The sequence below is a fragment of the Candidatus Tenderia electrophaga genome (assembly GCA_001447805.1).
Lineage (GTDB): Bacteria > Pseudomonadota > Gammaproteobacteria > Tenderiales > Tenderiaceae > Tenderia > Tenderia electrophaga.
This window is the reverse complement of the sequence record CP013099.1, coordinates 2,278,493-2,295,788: the sequence shown is the minus strand read 5'-3', so window position 1 is coordinate 2,295,788 and position 17,296 is coordinate 2,278,493. Positions and strand designations below refer to the sequence as shown.

Annotated in this window: 14 protein-coding genes and 5 tRNA genes; 17 read left to right on the top strand and 2 right to left on the bottom strand. The window is 57.9% G+C overall.

Annotated features, from left to right (window positions below; genetic code table 11):
• Positions 1-160 precede the first annotated feature (160 nt).
• Positions 161-1,156: a hypothetical protein gene (locus Tel_10545; protein ID ALP53540.1), complete on the bottom strand. Its 996-nt coding sequence runs from the start codon at positions 1,154-1,156 to the stop codon at positions 161-163.
• Positions 1,157-1,168: 12 nt separating this feature from the next.
• On the bottom strand, positions 1,169-2,026 hold the full coding sequence (locus tag Tel_10540) for a hypothetical protein (GenBank protein ALP53539.1): 858 nt from the start codon (positions 2,024-2,026) through the stop codon (positions 1,169-1,171).
• Between the two features lie 180 nt (positions 2,027-2,206).
• Between Tel_10540 and Tel_10535 the strand changes: the two genes are divergently transcribed.
• The 17 genes from Tel_10535 to Tel_10455 all read left to right on the top strand — a co-directional run bounded on the left by Tel_10535 (position 2,207) and on the right by Tel_10455 (position 17,250).
• Positions 2,207-2,602 carry a hypothetical protein gene (locus Tel_10535; protein ALP53538.1) on the top strand — a complete coding sequence of 132 codons (396 nt, stop codon included), beginning with the start codon at positions 2,207-2,209 and terminating at the stop codon, positions 2,600-2,602.
• A gap of 33 nt (positions 2,603-2,635) precedes the next feature.
• A complete protein-coding gene (locus Tel_10530; GenBank protein ALP53537.1) occupies positions 2,636-3,748 on the top strand; it encodes an alanine dehydrogenase in 1,113 nt (370 codons plus the stop codon).
• Positions 3,749-3,775: 27 nt separating this feature from the next.
• Positions 3,776-4,477, top strand: a complete 702-nt coding sequence (locus Tel_10525; protein ALP53536.1) for a hypothetical protein — start codon at positions 3,776-3,778, stop codon at positions 4,475-4,477.
• Between the two features lie 30 nt (positions 4,478-4,507).
• Positions 4,508-5,446, top strand: a complete 939-nt coding sequence (locus Tel_10520) for a protein-(glutamine-N5) methyltransferase, ribosomal protein L3-specific (protein ID ALP53535.1) — start codon at positions 4,508-4,510, stop codon at positions 5,444-5,446.
• A gap of 68 nt (positions 5,447-5,514) precedes the next feature.
• On the top strand, positions 5,515-6,897 hold the full coding sequence (locus Tel_10515) for a coproporphyrinogen III oxidase (GenBank protein ID ALP53534.1): 1,383 nt from the start codon (positions 5,515-5,517) through the stop codon (positions 6,895-6,897).
• Between the two features lie 116 nt (positions 6,898-7,013).
• Positions 7,014-8,108, top strand: a complete 1,095-nt coding sequence (locus tag Tel_10510) for a chorismate synthase (GenBank protein ALP53533.1) — start codon at positions 7,014-7,016, stop codon at positions 8,106-8,108.
• A 9-nt stretch (positions 8,109-8,117) separates the two neighbouring features.
• Positions 8,118-9,254 carry an MFS transporter gene (locus Tel_10505; GenBank protein ALP53532.1) on the top strand — a complete coding sequence of 379 codons (1,137 nt, stop codon included), beginning with the start codon at positions 8,118-8,120 and terminating at the stop codon, positions 9,252-9,254.
• Positions 9,255-9,361: 107 nt separating this feature from the next.
• Positions 9,362-9,438, top strand: a tRNA-Pro gene (locus tag Tel_10500).
• A gap of 44 nt (positions 9,439-9,482) precedes the next feature.
• Positions 9,483-9,559, top strand: a tRNA-Arg gene (locus tag Tel_10495).
• A 90-nt stretch (positions 9,560-9,649) separates the two neighbouring features.
• Positions 9,650-9,725, top strand: a tRNA-His gene (locus tag Tel_10490).
• A 14-nt stretch (positions 9,726-9,739) separates the two neighbouring features.
• A tRNA-Lys gene (locus tag Tel_10485) sits at positions 9,740-9,815 on the top strand.
• Positions 9,816-9,904: 89 nt separating this feature from the next.
• Positions 9,905-10,939, top strand: a complete 1,035-nt coding sequence (locus Tel_10480) for a hypothetical protein (protein ALP53531.1) — start codon at positions 9,905-9,907, stop codon at positions 10,937-10,939.
• Between the two features lie 109 nt (positions 10,940-11,048).
• Positions 11,049-11,133 (top strand) — tRNA-Leu (locus tag Tel_10475).
• Positions 11,134-11,240: 107 nt separating this feature from the next.
• Complete coding sequence (locus tag Tel_10470) at positions 11,241-12,539, top strand: trigger factor (GenBank protein ID ALP53530.1); 1,299 nt, start codon at positions 11,241-11,243, stop codon at positions 12,537-12,539.
• Between the two features lie 128 nt (positions 12,540-12,667).
• Positions 12,668-13,282 (top strand): ATP-dependent Clp protease proteolytic subunit, encoded by a 615-nt coding sequence (locus Tel_10465; GenBank protein ID ALP54830.1) that lies wholly within the window; start codon positions 12,668-12,670, stop codon positions 13,280-13,282.
• A 65-nt stretch (positions 13,283-13,347) separates the two neighbouring features.
• Entirely contained in the window at positions 13,348-14,637 is a 1,290-nt protein-coding gene (locus Tel_10460) for an ATP-dependent Clp protease ATP-binding subunit ClpX (protein ALP53529.1), read from the top strand.
• A 165-nt stretch (positions 14,638-14,802) separates the two neighbouring features.
• Positions 14,803-17,250 (top strand): DNA-binding protein, encoded by a 2,448-nt coding sequence (locus Tel_10455; protein ID ALP53528.1) that lies wholly within the window; start codon positions 14,803-14,805, stop codon positions 17,248-17,250.
• The last annotated feature ends 46 nt before the right edge of the window (positions 17,251-17,296 follow it).

Genomic DNA, 17,296 nt, shown 5'->3' with positions numbered 1-17,296 from the left:
TTCTGGTCGACCTTGTAGATTCGAAACACCAGCAGGATCATCATGGCGACGACAACAATCGAAACCCCGACCACCATGATGGTAATAAATTGTTCATTCAACATCGATTTCCCTCCCAAAGAAAGTTGTTATCGCGGCTATCATACCACCCTGGTGCGGATTAGCGATAGCCATGCTTGAGCACCAGATTGATGAGGAAATCGGGCGTTGTGTCGGTGAGCAGGTTTTCACCCACGCCGATGTCCAAACGGGTCTGCGCGCCTAGATAGACCGAGCCGCCCACGGTGAGCTGCACGGTATGTGCGCCCAGTTGATCCAGCTCGCTGTCGTAGATGCGGGTATGCATGTCCAGTTGGGCCTTGAGATCGATCATGCGGCTGTTGTCCCAGATTAGCCCGGCGCTGGCGAAACCGGCGACATTCTCCTGCGTGTCCGGCAGCACCTCGCCTTCGCCCAGCCACACGATGCCGGCGTTGGTGAAGCTGGTCAGCCCCAGGGCGGTCAGCCAGTCTCGCTTGATATGTGCCAGGGACACGGAGACATCGGTGGCGCCGCTGCCGTGCAGTTGGCGCGCCCTGCCAGTGGGCAGTTTGAGCCCGAGGTGCAGGCTCAGGGCACTGTCGGCCGTCTTACTCAGTTGGCGTGCGCTATAGAGGCGGATGTCGCCGATGCCCTCGCTGGGACTGTCCAGGTCCACCAGGGCGGTATTGGCGACGGCATAGCGGTAGCGCAGGGTATTGCTGGTGGTCTTCACCCGCTCGGCGTTGCTGAGGCCAAAGCTGTCGTGCCAATCCTCGATGAAATTGTCCATAAAGCCGTTGCTGTGGGCGATGAAGGGTATCTCCAGCCCCACCTCGGTACGTTCATCCAGGCCGTAACGCAGGGTAAACGCGAGCCGATAGGTCTCGCCGTCGAGGATGACGGACTCTTTGCCCGCCGTGGTGAGGATGGAATTATTGGCCATATCCAAGGCCACGGCGCCGGCATAGCTTCGCGCCGGGACAAGGGCGGCGTTTTCCGTAACCGGCATTCCGTAGATTTGAATGAAGGGGTTGAGGTTCTTGATGGAAAAGGGCTGCGCGGTGGCCGCTTGAAGCTGGGTCGCGATGATGAATGTGCAGCAGGGGATGAACGGCAGACGTATCAAGAGTGACATGGCGCGGTCTTTTTACCAGCGATAAAACGCCTGGACGCCGCGCACTTCCAGGGAGCTGAGCGTGTCGTCGCGGGCGCTCAGCATGGGGTACAGTTCCAGCCGCGCCGCTTGCTCATCACTGGTACCAAACCACTGGTTGACCTTGTCATTGATGGCGCCGAGCGGGTCGGTAAAAAACAGGCCCACCTTGTCACGCGTACGCGCATAACCGCGCGCGGCGATGCCGCGTTTTATATTTTCATGTCCGATCATAAAATATTCTCCCATGACGGCGCCGCCGACGGGGGTGAAGATCATGTCTTGAATCGACACTGGCTCGAATAGGGCCTCGATGCCGTATTCGTAAATGGTGGACATGATCAGGCCGTACCAGAAAGAAGCTTGACGGTCGAAACCGCGATGCCGGGCGCGCACGTAGTAGACCGCGCCGAAATAGGGGTGGCCGATAAAGTTAATGGCCCAGTCGTCGCTGTCCTTGCGCAGGCTGTTGACGTTGTTGTCCCACTTGCCGAAGATGTTACCCGATTTGTCTTCGTCGTCCCACTGCGACACGCTCTCGGGCATTAGATACAGCACACCAACCACTGCGACCTGGTATAAGAGGAACAATTTAGTGTCACTCGTGATGCCGTCCCAGTCGGGTTCGGCGGGGATCTCGAGATGGGGGAATTCGGCATTGTCGGCGGATTGGGCGGTAGCGGGCGCAATTTCAGAATCCTGCGTTGCTGCCGCTGCTATGTGCAGGTGTGCGTCACCGAGGCCCAGTTGCGGTCGCAGGTCGAGTTGCGCGCCCGTCAGGGCGGTATCGAGACACAGTGCGGGAATGGGAATGAGTGCCAGCAGCCACCCCAGGAGCTTTTTAACTGTCATGCAAGTTTCTAGTGTTTAACTGTGGCAAATACATGCGCCGTGCCGATCTAAAGGCGCTAAGGATACCGGTTTTAGGGGGTGAATTCCACGCTTGCGCGCCGCGCTTGGTGTGAAGAATATTTTTTACTGGGACGCATGATAGATGTATAAGACCCGTATGGACGGCTTAGAGAGAAATCCATGACTAATGGCTTGAACAAAATTCTATACGTAGAAGACGAGCCGGACATCCAGGCCGTCGCCAGGATCGCCCTGGAATCGGTAGGTGGTTTTGAATTGCAGGTGTGCAGCGGCGGCGAAGAGGCGATCAGGACGGCGGCGGGATTCGCGCCCGATCTGTTATTGCTGGATGTCATGATGCCCGGCATGGACGGGCCCACCACGCTGGCGCGGTTGCGTAAACTCGAGGGCCTGGAAGACACGCCCGCCCTTTTTATGACCGCCAAGGTGCAGCCGCAGGAGATCGAGCACTTTAAATCATTGGGCGCGATCGAGGTGATCGCCAAGCCGTTTGACCCCATGAGCCTGGCTGACAAGCTGCGCCGGGTATGGCGTCAACATCAGGCCGAGACCTAAACCGCGCAGACCTCGCAGGCAAGGAGCAGGGCAATGAAGATCGGTGTGCCGAAGGAGATCAAGGATCACGAGTACCGCGTCGGGGTGACCCCCGCGGGGGCCAAGGCATTGATCGATGCCGGTCATGAGCTGTGCGTGGAGCACAATGCCGGCGATGCCATCGGCTTTCACGATGATATGTATGAGGCGGTGGGCGCCGCCATCGTGCCCGCTCCCGAGGCGGTGTATGAATGCCCCATGGTGATTAAGGTAAAGGAGCCTCAGGCGAGTGAGTTTCCCCTGCTGCACGCGGGTCAGATCCTGTTTACCTATCTGCATCTCGCCCCCGACCCGCAGCAGACGCGCCATCTGTTGGAACGCAAGGTGGTGGGCATCGCCTACGAAACGGTGACTGATCAGGCTGGGCGCCTGCCGCTGCTGGTGCCCATGAGCGAGGTGGCGGGACGCATCGCCATCCAGGCCGGGGCCGCCGGTCTGCAGATGATCAACGGCGGGCGCGGCGTGCTGCTGGGCGGTGTGCCCGGCGTGCCGCGCGGCAAGGTGGTGATTATCGGTGGCGGCGTGGTGGGTACCGAGGCGGCCAAGATGGCCCTGGGCCTGGGGGCGGAGGTCACCATCCTGGACAATAACCTGGGCCGTCTACGCCAATTGGACGATCTATTCGGGCCGGGCCTCAACACCCGCTTTTCCGAGGCCCATTCCCTGCAGGAATTGGCGTTGGAGGCCGATTTGTTGGTGGGGGCGGTGCTCCTGCCCGGCCATGCCGCGCCGAAACTGGTGAGTCGCGAATTGGTGCAGCGGATGCGCCGCGGCGCGGTGATCGTGGATGTGGCCATCGACCAGGGCGGTTGTGTGGCGACCTCGCGGCCCACGTCCCATTCCGATCCCATGTATATAGAAGAGGGTGTGGTGCATTATTGCGTCACCAATATGCCCGGTGCCTGCGCCCGCAGCGCCACCATGGCCCTGACCAACGCCACCTTGCCCTATGCCCTGCAGCTGGCCGAGCACGGCGAGGCGGCGCTGAAGCACAACCCGGGGCTGCTGGCGGGGCTCAATGTGTATAAGGGCCGGGTGACCAATCCGGCCGTGGCTCAGGATCTGGGGTATGACTATTACGCCCCCGACTCATTGTTGAAATCCTGATCAATCCCGAAATCACAGGAGCGGCGCGTGGACATTAACAAGGTTCAGTACAAATTGATCTTTCCTGACGGCCCGGAGCGGGTTTTGGAGCTGCACCTGCGCAGCGACACCCTGGTGCCGGTGGCCTGGCTGCCCCCAAAGCCGCCGGAGTGGGCCGCCCTGGAGTTTCAGAAATGTACTAACTGCCCGCTCAAGCCCAACGAACATGCCTATTGCCCCGCCGCCCTGAATCTGGTCAAGCTGGTGGAGGACTACAACGATCTGGACCTGCTCGATACGGTAAAACTTGAGGTCAAGACCGCCGACCGGGCGGTGATTGTCTCCGCCACGGTGCAGAAGGCGCTGGGCTCGCTCATCGGCCTGCTGATGGCCACCAGTGATTGTCCCCATGCGGCTTATTTCCGTCCGCTGGCGCGGTTCCATCTGCCCCTGGCCACCGAGGCGGAGACCATCTACCGCGCCGTCACCGCCTATGCCATGGCGCAATTCGTGCGCCGTCAGGCCGGCAAGGAGGGCGCTGCCGATTTGGACGGCTTGTCCGAGATCTACGCCAACCTGGAGACGGTCAACACCGGTCTGTCGGCACGTCTGAAAGCAGCGCGCCAGGACGGCAGTATTGCCCGCAGTCTGATGGAGTGGGATGTCTTTTCCGGCATGTTCCCGATGCGTGCCGAGGCCGTGATGGAAAGCATGCGCCCCTTGTTTTCCGCCTATTTATCCGATAAATAGAGTCATTCTTCAAAACCGGGTGGTACTCCTTTGAATAACACTTTCGATCAGGCGGCGGCGCAGCTTCACAGCGTGGTGGATTTTGTGCGCTGGGGCGCCAGCCGTTTCAACGAGGCCAAGCTCTATTTCGGTCATGGCACGGACAATGCCGTGGACGAAGCCTTGTTCCTGGTGCTGCACGCCCTCAATTTGGCGCCGGGGCTGGCGCCCGAGATGTACCATGCCCGCCTGACCGAGGCCGAGAAAGAGGCGGTGCTGAGCCTGTTCAGGCGCCGCATTGTCGAGCGTCTGCCGGCGCCTTATCTGACCCATGAGGCCTGGTTCGGCGGTATGAGTTTTTATGTCGACCAGCGCGTGCTGGTGCCCCGTTCACCCTTCGCCGAGCTGATCGAGGCGCGTTTCGCCCCCTGGGTGGACGAGGAGCGTACCGAGAAGATCCTTGATTTGTGCAGCGGTAGCGGCTGCATCGCCATCGCCTGTGCCGCCGCCTTTCCGTGGGCCGAAGTGGACGCGGCGGATGTCTCCGCCGAGGCGCTGGACGTGGCCAAGATCAACATCGAGCGCCACCAGTTGCAGGATCAGGTACGCGCCGTGCAGACCGACCTATTCGCCGGGCTCAAGGGCAAACGCTACGATCTTATCGTCTCCAATCCCCCTTACGTGGATGCCGAGGACATGGCCGCCATGCCCGAGGAGTTCCGCCGCGAACCGGCCCTGGGGCTGGCGGCGGGGGAGGACGGTCTGGAGATCGTGCTGCAGATCCTGGCCCAGGCCAGCGATCACCTGAGCCGCGACGGCGTGCTGGTGGTGGAGGTGGGCAACAGTGAGGCGGCGCTGGTGAACCGCTTTCCCGAGGTGCCCTTTGTCTGGCTCGAATTCGAGCGCGGCGGCCACGGCGTGTTTCTGCTCCAGGCCGAGGTGCTGAGCGAGTACCACGCGCTGTTCCGGCAGGCCTGTCATACGACTTAAATCCCGGGCCGAATTCCCCTATAATCAGTCGATCAACTGAAGGCGAACCATTTCTGGAGGAGCAGAGTGTGGATCAATCCCTGATATTCGATCTGGAACTGATTAAACGTTACGACACATCGGGGCCGCGCTATACCTCATACCCCACCGCGGTGCAGTTTCATGAAGGCTTCGGCGAGGAAGACTATCGCCGCGTCGCCCAGGGCACCAATGTCTCCGCCCGGCCGCTGTCGCTGTATTTCCATATTCCCTTCTGCGACACGGTCTGTTTCTATTGCGGCTGCAACAAGATAGCCACCAAGGACCGCGGCCTGGCCAGTCCCTATCTCGACAGGGTCTACAAAGAGATGGCCCTGCAGGCCGAGCTGTTCGACGACAATCGCATGGTCGACCAGCTGCACTGGGGCGGTGGTACGCCCACCTTTATCAGCCACGCACAAATGACCGAGCTGATGGAGACCACGCGCAAGCACTTTAAACTGCATGACGACGACAGCGGTGAATATTCCATCGAGATCGACCCGCGTGAAGTGACGGGCGAGACCGTGGCCCTGTTACGCAGGCTGGGTTTCAATCGCATGAGTCTGGGCGTGCAGGATTTCGAGGCGCAGGTGCAGAAGGCGGTCAACCGCATCCAGTCGGAGCAGGAGACCATGGCGGCGTTGGCGGCGGCGCGCAAGGAGGGCTTCAAGTCCATCAGTCTCGACCTGATCTACGGCCTGCCGCACCAGACCGTGGACAGCTTCGCGCGCACGCTCGAGCGGGTGCTGGCGGTGGATCCCGACCGTCTGTCCATTTTCAACTACGCTCATTTGCCGGAGATGTTCAAACCGCAGCGTCGCATCAACGAGGCCGATCTGCCCTCGCCGGCGGCCAAGCTCGATATCCTGCAAATGACGGCGGAGCGCTTGCAAAGCGCCGGCTATGTCTATATCGGCATGGACCACTTCGCCAAGCCCGACGACGAGTTGGCGGTGGCCCAGCGTGAGGGCAAGCTGTATCGCAATTTCCAGGGCTATTCCACCCACGCCGGCTGCGACCTGATCGGTCTGGGCGTCACCTCCATCGGCATGGTGGGGGACAGCTACAGCCAAAACCAGCGTACCTTGGACGCGTATTACGCCAGCATCGACGCCGGTCAGCTGCCGGTGTTTCGCGGCATCGAGCTGGATGCCGACGATGTGCTGCGTCGCGCCGTGATCACCCGGCTGATCTGTAACTTCGACCTGAACAAGGCGCAGATCGAACAGCAATACAAGATCGATTTCAATGATTACTTCAAGGTCGAAATGGAGACGCTCCGGGACATGGAACGCGACGGACTGCTCGGCCTCGATGACGCAGGCATCCACGTCGCCGCCAAGGGACGCCTGCTGATCCGCAATATTTGCATGGTGTTTGACAAGTACCTGCGCCACACCAGCGCCCAGCGTTTCTCCAAAGTGATCTAGCCGCCGTTCTCACCGGACTAACCCCGTCGCCGCCGACGCGGCTGTTTTAACATAGAAAACAGACGTTTATATGGTAGAATCGCGGCCTACCATTCGGCATCCCGCAGAGGCATCCCATGTCAGGCAACAGCTTCGGAAAATTGTTTACCGTCACCACCTTCGGCGAAAGCCACGGCCCGGCGTTGGGGGCGATCGTGGACGGTTGCCCGCCGGGATTGGCATTGAGCGCGGCCGATCTACAGCGGGATCTGGACCGGCGTAAACCAGGTACCTCGCGCCACACCACTCAGCGCCGCGAGGCGGACGAGGTCGAGATTCTGTCGGGCGTCTTCGAGGGTAAAACCACCGGCACGCCCATCGGCCTATTGATCCGGAACACCGACCAGCGTTCCAAGGATTACTCCAAGATCATGGACCGCTTTCGCCCCGGCCATGCCGACTACACCTATCAGCAGAAATACGGTATCCGCGATTATCGCGGCGGCGGCCGTTCCTCGGCGCGCGAGACCGCCATGCGTGTTGCCGCCGGGGCTATCGCCAAAAAGTATCTGCAACACACCCAAGGCATCGAAATTCGCGGCTATTTGGCCCAGCTCGGTCCCATTAAGGCCGAGGCGTTGGATTGGGATCAGGTGGGCCAAAACCCCTTCTTCTGTCCCGACGCCGGCAAGGTGGCCGAGATGGAGGAATACATGGATGCCCTGCGCAAATCGGGTGATTCCATCGGTGCCCGCATCAACGTAGTGGCCAGCGGCATGATGCCCGGCCTGGGCGAGCCCATCTTCGACCGCCTGGAGGCCGATATCGCCCATGCCATGATGAGCATCAACGCGGTCAAGGGTGTTGAAGTCGGTGCCGGTTTTGCCTGCATCGAACAGAAGGGTACCGAACACCGTGACGAGATCACCCCGGCGGGCTTTCTCAGTAATAATGCCGGCGGCGTGCTGGGCGGTATTTCCACCGGTCAGGATATTATCGTGAGCATGGCGCTCAAGCCCACGTCCAGCCTGCGCCTGCCCGGTCACAGCGTCGATCTGCAGGGCGCGCCGGTAGAGGTGGTCACCACCGGCCGCCACGACCCCTGTGTCGGTATCCGCGCCACCCCCATCGCCGAGGCCATGCTGGCGCTGGTGTTGATGGACCACTTGTTGCGCCACCGCGCCCAGAATCTGGACGTTAAATCGGAAACACCCATCATCCCGGCGGGCTAAGCTGGGTTGATGCCTTATTGGCGATTATCAAATTTCTATCTGTTTTTCTTCGGCTCGCTGGGGGTCCTGGTCCCCTATTGGTCCCTGTATCTGAAATCCCTGGGGTTCGGGCCGGCCGAGATCGGCGAACTGATGGCTCTGATTATGGCCACCAAGATCGTGGCGCCCAACATCTGGGGCTGGGTTGCGGATCACAGCGGCCGGCGGGTGGAGATCACCCGCTTGGCCACTTTTTTGGCCTTGATCGCCTTTTGCGGCGTGTTCCTGGATCAGGGCTATTGGTGGATCGCGGCGGTGATGTGCCTGTTCAGCTTCTTTTGGAATGCCGCCCTGCCGCAGTTCGAGGCCACCACCATGAACATGCTGGGCGACCAGCCGCAGCGTTACAGCGCGGTGCGGCTGTGGGGATCGGTGGGATTCATTCTGGCGGTCGTGCTGGTGGGCTCGTTGTTGGACTCCTTCGGCACGGGCATGGTGCCCTGGGTATTCCTGGCGCTGCTGGCCGGGCTGGCCTTGTCCACCTGGCTGGTGCCGCGCGAACGGGGTGAAGTGCTGGAACATCACGGCGGCTCCATCTGGCAGGTGCTGCGCCGACCGCAGGTGATCACGGTGTTGTTGGTATGTTTTCTGCTGCAGGCCAGTCACGGACCTTATTACACCTTCTATACCATCTATCTTGAGGCGAGCGATTACAGCCGCGGCCTGATCGGCGGGTTGTGGGCCTTGGGGGTGGCCGCGGAGATCGGCGTTTTTCTGCTGATGCACCGTTTGTTGCCGCGTTTCGGACCCAAGATATTGTTATTACTCAGCCTGGCCTTGACCACACTGCGTTGGGTTTTGATCGGCTGGTGCGTCGAATGGTTGTCGGTAATGGTGTTCGCCCAGTTGCTGCACGCGGCCAGTTTCGGCATTTATCACGCCGTCGCCATCCATCTGATCCATCATATCTTCACCGGCCGCCACCAGGGCAGGGGGCAGGCGCTTTACAGCAGTCTCAGTTTCGGTGCCGGGGGCGCAGTCGGCAGTCTGTTGAGTGGTTATCTGTGGAGCGGTGTCGGCGCCGCCGTTACCTTCACGGCGGCGGCCCTGATGAGTGCGCTGGCGTTTCTGATCACGTGGCGCGGATTGCGCGCCCAAGATTGGTAACATTGTTGAAAACACTGCCAATTATCCATTGACGCTGGGGGGCCTGCCGAGTATTATTGCCGTCCTTTACGCCACCCCGCCTGTTTCGCCAGGTGCTGGCGTGGCAGCGGGGCATAGCGCAGTCTGGTAGCGCGCCTGCTTTGGGAGCAGGATGTCGGGGGTTCGAATCCCTCTGCCCCGACCAAATTGACTCAACGGGCGGCGTTGGAAACAATAGTGGATTAATGTGCGCCCGTAGCTCATCCGGATAGAGCATCGGCCTTCTAAGCCGAGGGTAGCAGGTTCGAGTCCTGCCGGGCGCGCCAGTTTGCAGGTCCGGTGTCCGCCTCGCTGATTTGTGCCCTTAGACGCGTGACGAGGCACTCGCCGGATTTTATAATTGATGTGGTTTTATGGTGAGCGTAGCTCAGTTGGTAGAGCCCCGGATTGTGATTCCGGTTGTCGTGGGTTCGAGTCCCATCGTTCACCCCAGTTTAAAGTTTGTGGGGCCGTTAGCTCAGTTGGTAGAGCAGGTGACTCTTAATCACTTGGTCCGGGGTTCGAGTCCCTGACGGCCCACCATTTTTTTTGCCTGCCTCGCGCCTTTCCTCAGTTCATTTAATTTAATGGTATGCTTTCCGTACCCAGTTAATTTCCTTGGTAAATAGTGTATGGCACAGGATATCAGACACACTGCCCATCCTGCGGTAAAGACTTGCATCGAGGTGCTGCAGGCCGTGGCTCGATCGGCGGCGGCCCTGGGCGACGAGGATGGCGATGAGATCGTCAAGCAGTGTGAACTGTTGGTGAGCCGAATCTCAACGGCGTCCGCAAACAAACAGGCCGGGTTGGATTGGAATGAGATCGGCGATCTGGCGGTAAAGCTGGTGGAGCGTGAACATGATTTCGCGCTGGCGCGCTTTGCCGATTTCAGGCAGATGATCTGGGTCGTGATCCAGGGCCTGCGCGAGGCCTTTCAGGACGAACAAAGCGCCGATAACGAAGTGGTTCAACACCTTTCACGCCTCAACAAGGCCGTGGACAGCGATTCCATCGATGAGCTGCGTACCGAGGTGGTGGCGGCGGTGGTCCTGATCAACCGCGCCATCGAGGATCGCAAAAAGCGTCAGCGCGACCAGCTGGAGGAACTGGGAACGCAGCTCAACCGCATGCGCCACGAACTGCTGCAGGCGCAACAGGAGTTGGCCCTGGATCCCATGACGCGGCTCTACAACCGTGCCTCCTTCGATGAACTGCTGGAGAAAACCATAGAGCTCAGCCTGTTCTCCGGTCAGACGTCCTGCCTGATGATGATCGACATCGATCATTTTAAGGAAATCAATGATCGCCATGGCCATGTCCGCGGCGACAATGTGGTACTGCAGGTGGCTGAGGTGCTTAGGAAAACCTTTCCGCGTAAGACCGATTTTGTCGCCCGTTACGGCGGCGATGAGTTCGCCGTAATCCTCCAAGATACCCAGTTGCATGATGGCGAGATGCTGGCCAATCGACTGCTCGCGGATATTAAGTCACGCGCCCTCGAGGTGGCTGATGGCGAATCCCTCAAAATATCCCTCTCTATCGGCGTCTCTGCCCTGCAGACCAATGACACCGCCTCAGCCTGGGTGTCGCGCTCCGATCAGGCGCTTTATGAGGCGAAGCGGGCGGGTCGAGGCCGCGTTACCTCCGCCCAGCGCGAGGCGTGAACACATGGCAAAAAATCCACTTCCGGGGTGACTGAACCGGCCAAGCCTCTGTATAATGGCGCTATTCTTGGCGTGGGATATGGGGTTTAGGCGCCGAAATTTTCATGATGCGAAAGTGGCGGAATTGGTAGACGCGCTGGATTTAGGTTCCAGTGGGGTAACCCGTGAGAGTTCGAGTCTCTCCTTTCGCACCATATTTAATAGTCTCCTGACAAATTGGCCAACAGCTTTGGCGGTGAAATGAGTTCATCGGTTTAACGATTAATCAAGTGACATGCGAGTGTCCCTAAGGAATTGAGTCATGCAAGTATCTGTAACATCTAATCAAGGTTTGGAGCGCAAATTGACGGTGGAAGTGCCCGCCGACAAGATCGAGCAAGAGGTGCAACAGCGCCTCAAGGGAATGGCCGGTCGCGTGCGCATTGACGGTTTTCGTCCCGGCAAAGTGCCGTTCAGCGTCATCCGGAAGCGTTTTGGCGCGCAGGTGCGCGAAGAGGTGAAATCCGAGCTGGTGCGCAGCAGTTTTTACGAAGCCATTCAGCAGGAAAATCTACGCCCCGCCGGCACGCCTCAGATCGAAACCGATGCCTCGGCCGAGAATAAGCTGGCGTTTACCGCGACCTTCGAAGTCTATCCCGAAGTCAAGGTCGACGTGCCCGCCGATCTGGTGGTGGAAAAACCCGTCGTGGAGGTTACCGATGCCGATGTCGACCGTATGCTGGAAAAGCTGCGCAAACAACGTGCCGGTTGGGAAGACGTCGACCGGGCCGCCGCCGAAGGCGATCAGCTGGTCATCGATTTCGTCGGCAAGATCGATGGCGAGGCCTTTGAAGGCGGGACTGCCGAGGACTATACGCTCGAGCTGGGCAGCAAGCGTTTTATCGAGGGCTTTGAAGACCAGTTGATCGGCGCCAAGGCGGGTGACAGCAAGGAGGTGAGTGTCAGCTTTCCCGAGAATTATCAGAGCGAAGCCTTGGCCGGCAAACCTGCCGTATTCGATGTCAGCGTCAAAGCGGTCAAGGGCCCCAAACTCCCCGAGCTGGACGATCCGGAATTCCTCCAGGCGCTAGGTACCAATGAAGGCGGTGTGGAGACGCTGCGTCAGGAAGTGCGCCAGAGCATGGAGCGCGAACTGAAACAGAAGATCGAAGCCAAGGTCAAAGAGCAGCTGCTGGACAAAATGCTGGACGCCAATCCCATTGATCTGCCAGCCGCGCTGGTGGAGGATGAAATCCGCCAAATGGCGAATCAGGCGCGTCAAAGTATGGGCATGCAGGGCGACCAAGAGGTGTCCGACGAAATACGTGAAGCACTGGGCGACCGGGCCCGCCGTCGGGTCGGGCTGGGGCTGTTGGTCGGTGAGCTGATCCGCGAGAAGGGATTTAAGGCCGATGCCGAAAATGTGCGCACCCGAATCGAAGAAATGGCCCAGAGCTATGAAGACCCGCAGGCTGTGTTAAATTGGTACTATCAGGATAAATCAAGGCTTTCCGGGGTCGAGGCCCTGGTGCTGGAAGACCAGGTGGTTGACTGGTTGTTGTCCGAAGTCAAGACCGAGGATGTCACAAAATCCTTTGATGATATCATGGAGGCTCAATGAAAGAAGAGCTGAAGAAGGGGGCTTTGCCCCTTTTTTTGAGTCTGAAATCGTTTTGTGTAACATAGTGTTGGGCCGTTTTTGGCAGGCATTTGGCAGTAAAGGGATTATGAGCGATGGCCGATAATATTATGACTGGAACTAGTGCGGAGACATGGGCGTCAGGGTTGGTGCCGATGGTGGTCGAGCAGAGCGCTCGAGGCGAACGCGCCTATGACATCTATTCGCGCCTGCTGAAAGAGCGGGTGATCTTTTTGGTCGGTCCGGTCGAGGACCATATGGCAAACCTGGTAGTGGCGCAGCTGTTGTTTCTGGAGTCGGAAAACCCGGATAAGGACATACATGTGTACATCAACTCACCCGGAGGGGTGGTGACCGCCGGCCTGGCCATTTACGACACCATGCAGTTTATTAAGCCGGATGTAAGCACGATGTGTATCGGGCAGGCGGCGAGCATGGGCGCCTTATTGTTGGCGGGTGGCGCGGCCGGGAAACGGTATTGCCTGCCTCATTCGCGGGTCATGATCCACCAGCCGCTGGGCGGATTTCAGGGACAGGCCTCGGATATTGATATTCATGCCAGGGAAATTCTGGCGGTCAGGGAACGTTTGAATAAGATTTTGGCCAAACATACAGGACAGTCGATTGAAACGGTTCAAAAAGATACGGACCGGGACAATTTCCTGGGCGGACAGGAAGCCGTGGAGTATGGCCTGATCGACCAGGTCCTGAGCGAACGGGGCTAATGGCGCATGGCGGGAATGATTCTTGCTAAATATTTGCGGACGGTTGATCACACAGAGGTGGGAGTATGAGCGACGAGAAAAACGGCACGGGTGACGACAGCAAGAAATTGCTTTATTGCTCGTTCTGCGGCAAAAGCCAGCATGAAGTGAGGAAGCTGATTGCCGGTCCCTCGGTGTTTGTCTGCGACGAGTGCGTCGAGCTATGCAACGATATCATTCGCGAGGAGTTGCAAGAGGGTAGCGTGGTGGGCAAGGACAGCAAGTTGCCCGTGCCGCGCGAGATCAACGATATCCTCAACGAATACGTGGTCGGACAGGCCTCCGCCAAGAAGGTGCTGTCAGTTGCGGTGTACAACCATTACAAGCGTTTGGATGCCGGACAGAAGAAGGACGAGGTGGAGCTGGCCAAGAGTAATATCCTATTGATCGGCCCCACCGGCAGCGGTAAGACCTTGCTGGCCGAAACGCTGGCCCGTCTGCTTGATGTGCCGTTCACCATTGCCGATGCCACTACGCTGACCGAGGCGGGTTACGTTGGCGAAGATGTGGAAAACATCATCCAGAAATTGCTGCAGAAATGTGATTACGACGTCGAGAAGGCTCAGACGGGGATTGTCTATATCGACGAAATCGACAAAATTTCGCGTAAATCGGACAATCCATCCATCACCCGTGACGTTTCCGGTGAGGGCGTGCAGCAAGCCTTGTTGAAGCTGATTGAAGGAACCGTGGCGTCCGTGCCGCCGCAAGGCGGGCGTAAGCACCCGCAGCAGGAATTCTTGCAGGTAGACACATCGAACATTCTGTTTATCTGTGGTGGGGCATTTGCCGGCCTGGATCGGGTCATCCGTGATCGTTCCGAAAAGGGCGGGATCGGTTTTTCCGCTCAAGTGAAAAGCAAGGATGACAAGAAGAATTTCAGCGAAGTGCTGCATTCTGTCGAGCCCGAGGATTTGGTCAAATACGGTTTGATCCCTGAGTTTGTCGGTCGTCTGCCTGTGTTGGCAACATTGGAAGAGTTGGATGAAGATTCCTTGATTAGAATCCTGACCGAACCCAAAAACGCCATCACCAAGCAGTATTCCAAATTGTTTGAAATGGAAGGTTGCGAAGTCGAGTTCCGCGACGACGCGCTGCGTGCCGTGGCGCGCAAGGCGATGGAGCGCAAGACCGGTGCACGCGGGCTGCGCTCGATCCTCGAAAGCGCCCTGCTGGATATCATGTATGACCTGCCTTCCATGGAAAACGTCGCCAAAGTCGTTATCGATGATGGGGTTATTAGCGGGGCTTCCGAACCGCTGCTGATGTATGACCAGGCCGAACAACAGGGCCGGGTTGCCAGCAAGGAAAATTAATATTTACTCTTCTCGCCGGGCTTGATTTTCGCAAGCCCGGCCACCATATTAGACGTTGATCGATTCGTTCGGGACGTGTCCCGCGCATCAGGTTTTTGCATCGTTCGGGTGTCAAAACCCTGCCTATTTATATTTCCATAGAATTTCTGGTTGAGGTTGATAGATATGAGTACGAATGACCACGAAAATAGTGCGTTGACAGTGAGCAAAGTGTTGCCGGTCCTGCCGCTGCGTGACGTGGTTGTCTATCCGCACATGGTTATTCCGCTGTTTGTCGGCAGAGAAAAATCCATCAAGGCGCTGGAAGCCGCCATGGAACAGGACAAACAGATTCTGCTGGTGGCGCAACAGAGCGCGTCACTGGACGATCCTCAGCCCGAAGACATTTATGCCATTGGCACTTTGTCCAACATCCTGCAGTTATTGAAGCTGCCGGACGGCACCATTAAGGTCCTGGTTGAGGGTATAGAGCGGGCTAAATTGCGCAAATACGTGCATGAAAAAGATTATTTTACCGCCGAGACAGAGGTGCTTGAAAGTGTCTCTTTGGATGAAGCTGAATCAGACATTTTGGTGCGCTCGCTGCTCAATCAGTTTGATCAGTACGTCAAGCTCAACAACAAGGTTCCGCCTGAAATACTGTCCTCGCTTTCCGGTATTGATGACGGCGGCCGTCTGGTGGATACCATTGCCGCGCACATGTCGCTCAAGATCGAGGAAAAACAAAGCGTGCTTGAGCAAATCAATGTGCGCGATCGCCTTGAAAGGATGATGAGCCTGCTTGAGTCTGAGATTGACCTGTTGCAGGTGGAAAAGCGCATTCGCGGCCGTGTTAAACGCCAGATGGAAAAGAGCCAGCGCGAGTATTATCTCAACGAGCAGATGAAAGCTATTCAGAAAGAACTCGGCGATATGGATGAAGCGCCCAACGAGTTGGATGAATATGCCGACAAGATTGAAAAGGCCGGCATGTCCAAAGAGGCCAAGACCAAGGCCAAGGCCGAACTGAACAAGCTGAAAATGATGTCGCCCATGTCTGCGGAAGCGACCGTGGTACGCAATTACATCGACTGGCTGGTCAGTGTGCCGTGGAAAAAACGTAGCAAGATCTGCAATGACCTGGCTAAGGCCGAAGCGGTGCTTGAAGAAGACCACTATGGGCTGGAAAAGGTCAAGGAACGTATCCTCGAATACCTTGCCGTACAGCAACGTGTCAGCAAACTCAAAGGTCCGGTGTTATGTCTGGTCGGACCGCCTGGTGTCGGTAAGACCTCGCTGGGGCGCTCGATCGCGCGCGCCACAGGACGCGAGTTCGTGCGCATGTCGCTGGGTGGCATACGCGACGAGGCAGAGATCCGCGGTCACCGGCGTACTTACATCGGATCCATGCCCGGCAAGATCGTCCAGAACATGTCCAAGATTGCAGTGCGTAACCCGCTGTTCTTGCTTGACGAAGTGGATAAGATGTCGATGGACTTCCGTGGTGATCCCTCGTCCGCCATGCTTGAAGTGCTGGACCCCGAGCAAAATAACAGCTTTAACGACCATTACCTGGAGGTCGATTACGACCTGTCCGATGTCATGTTTGTTGCCACGGCCAACAGTCTGAATATCCCGGGCCCGTTGCTCGATCGCATGGAGGTCATTCGTCTGGCCGGCTATACCGAGGATGAGAAGGCCAATATCGCGCTGCGTTATCTGGTGCCGAAACAGGTGGAGGCCAACGGTCTTGATCCGAAAGAGATCCACATCAGCGAGGGCGCGGTCCGAGACGTGATTCGGTATTACACGCGCGAGGCCGGTGTGCGTGGTTTGGAACGTGAGCTTTCCAAGGTCTGTCGTAAGGTCGTCAAGAACATCCTGCTCCAAGGCAAGAAAAAGACCACTAAGAAGATTTCGGTAACGCCTCGTAATCTAGAAAAATATCTCGGTGTTAGGCGGTTCCGGTTTGGTGCGGCGGAGCAAGAGGATCGGGTAGGTCAGGTCACTGGTTTGGCCTGGACGGAGGTCGGCGGTGACCTGCTCACCATCGAGGCCGCCATTGTCCCCGGTAAAGGCAAGCTAACGGTGACCGGTCAAGTAGGCGACGTCATGCAGGAATCGGTGCATGCCGCTATGACTGTCGTTAGAAGCCGGGCCGGAATCTTCGGCTTGGATGAAGATTTTCATCAAAAACAGGATATGCATATCCACGTACCGGAGGGAGCCATCCCCAAAGATGGTCCCAGTGCCGGTATCGGAATGTGCACTTCCCTGGTATCGGCTTTGACCAATATCCCGGTCAAGGCAAGTGTCGCCATGACCGGCGAAATCACTCTGCGCGGTGAGGTATTACCCATCGGCGGGCTCAAGGAAAAACTCTTGGCGGCCCATCGCGGCGGTATCAAAACGGTCCTGATCCCGCAGGAGAATGAACGTGATCTGGCAGAAATCCCCAAGCATATCAAAGGCCAACTGGAAATACGCCTGGTGAAGTGGATAGATGAGGTTCTACAAGTCGCCTTGCAGCATATGCCTGAGACCAGAGCAGTGACGGGCAAAAACGAAGGCGTGCCCGAGAAGGTCGTTTCGAAACGGAAAAAATCAAAACAGGAACGCGTCAGGCACCATTGATAACGGTGCCCGTTGCCTCCTTGGCTCTTGACATATCATGGGGACA

Excerpts from the sequence above, each read along its gene's own strand:
- Tel_10545 (ALP53540.1), bottom strand. The coding sequence starts at position 1,156 with ATGTCACTCTTGATACGTCTGCCGTTCATCCCCTGCTGCACATTCATC.
- Tel_10540 (ALP53539.1), bottom strand. The coding sequence starts at position 2,026 with ATGACAGTTAAAAAGCTCCTGGGGTGGCTGCTGGCACTCATTCCCATT.
- Tel_10535 (ALP53538.1), top strand. The coding sequence starts at position 2,207 with ATGACTAATGGCTTGAACAAAATTCTATACGTAGAAGACGAGCCGGAC.
- Tel_10530 (ALP53537.1), top strand. The coding sequence starts at position 2,636 with ATGAAGATCGGTGTGCCGAAGGAGATCAAGGATCACGAGTACCGCGTC.
- Tel_10510 (ALP53533.1), top strand. The coding sequence starts at position 7,014 with ATGTCAGGCAACAGCTTCGGAAAATTGTTTACCGTCACCACCTTCGGC.
- Tel_10505 (ALP53532.1), top strand. The coding sequence starts at position 8,118 with ATGCCTTATTGGCGATTATCAAATTTCTATCTGTTTTTCTTCGGCTCG.
- Tel_10480 (ALP53531.1), top strand. The coding sequence starts at position 9,905 with ATGGCACAGGATATCAGACACACTGCCCATCCTGCGGTAAAGACTTGC.
- Tel_10470 (ALP53530.1), top strand. The coding sequence starts at position 11,241 with ATGCAAGTATCTGTAACATCTAATCAAGGTTTGGAGCGCAAATTGACG.
- Tel_10465 (ALP54830.1), top strand. The coding sequence starts at position 12,668 with ATGACTGGAACTAGTGCGGAGACATGGGCGTCAGGGTTGGTGCCGATG.
- Tel_10460 (ALP53529.1), top strand. The coding sequence starts at position 13,348 with ATGAGCGACGAGAAAAACGGCACGGGTGACGACAGCAAGAAATTGCTT.
- Tel_10455 (ALP53528.1), top strand. The coding sequence starts at position 14,803 with ATGAGTACGAATGACCACGAAAATAGTGCGTTGACAGTGAGCAAAGTG.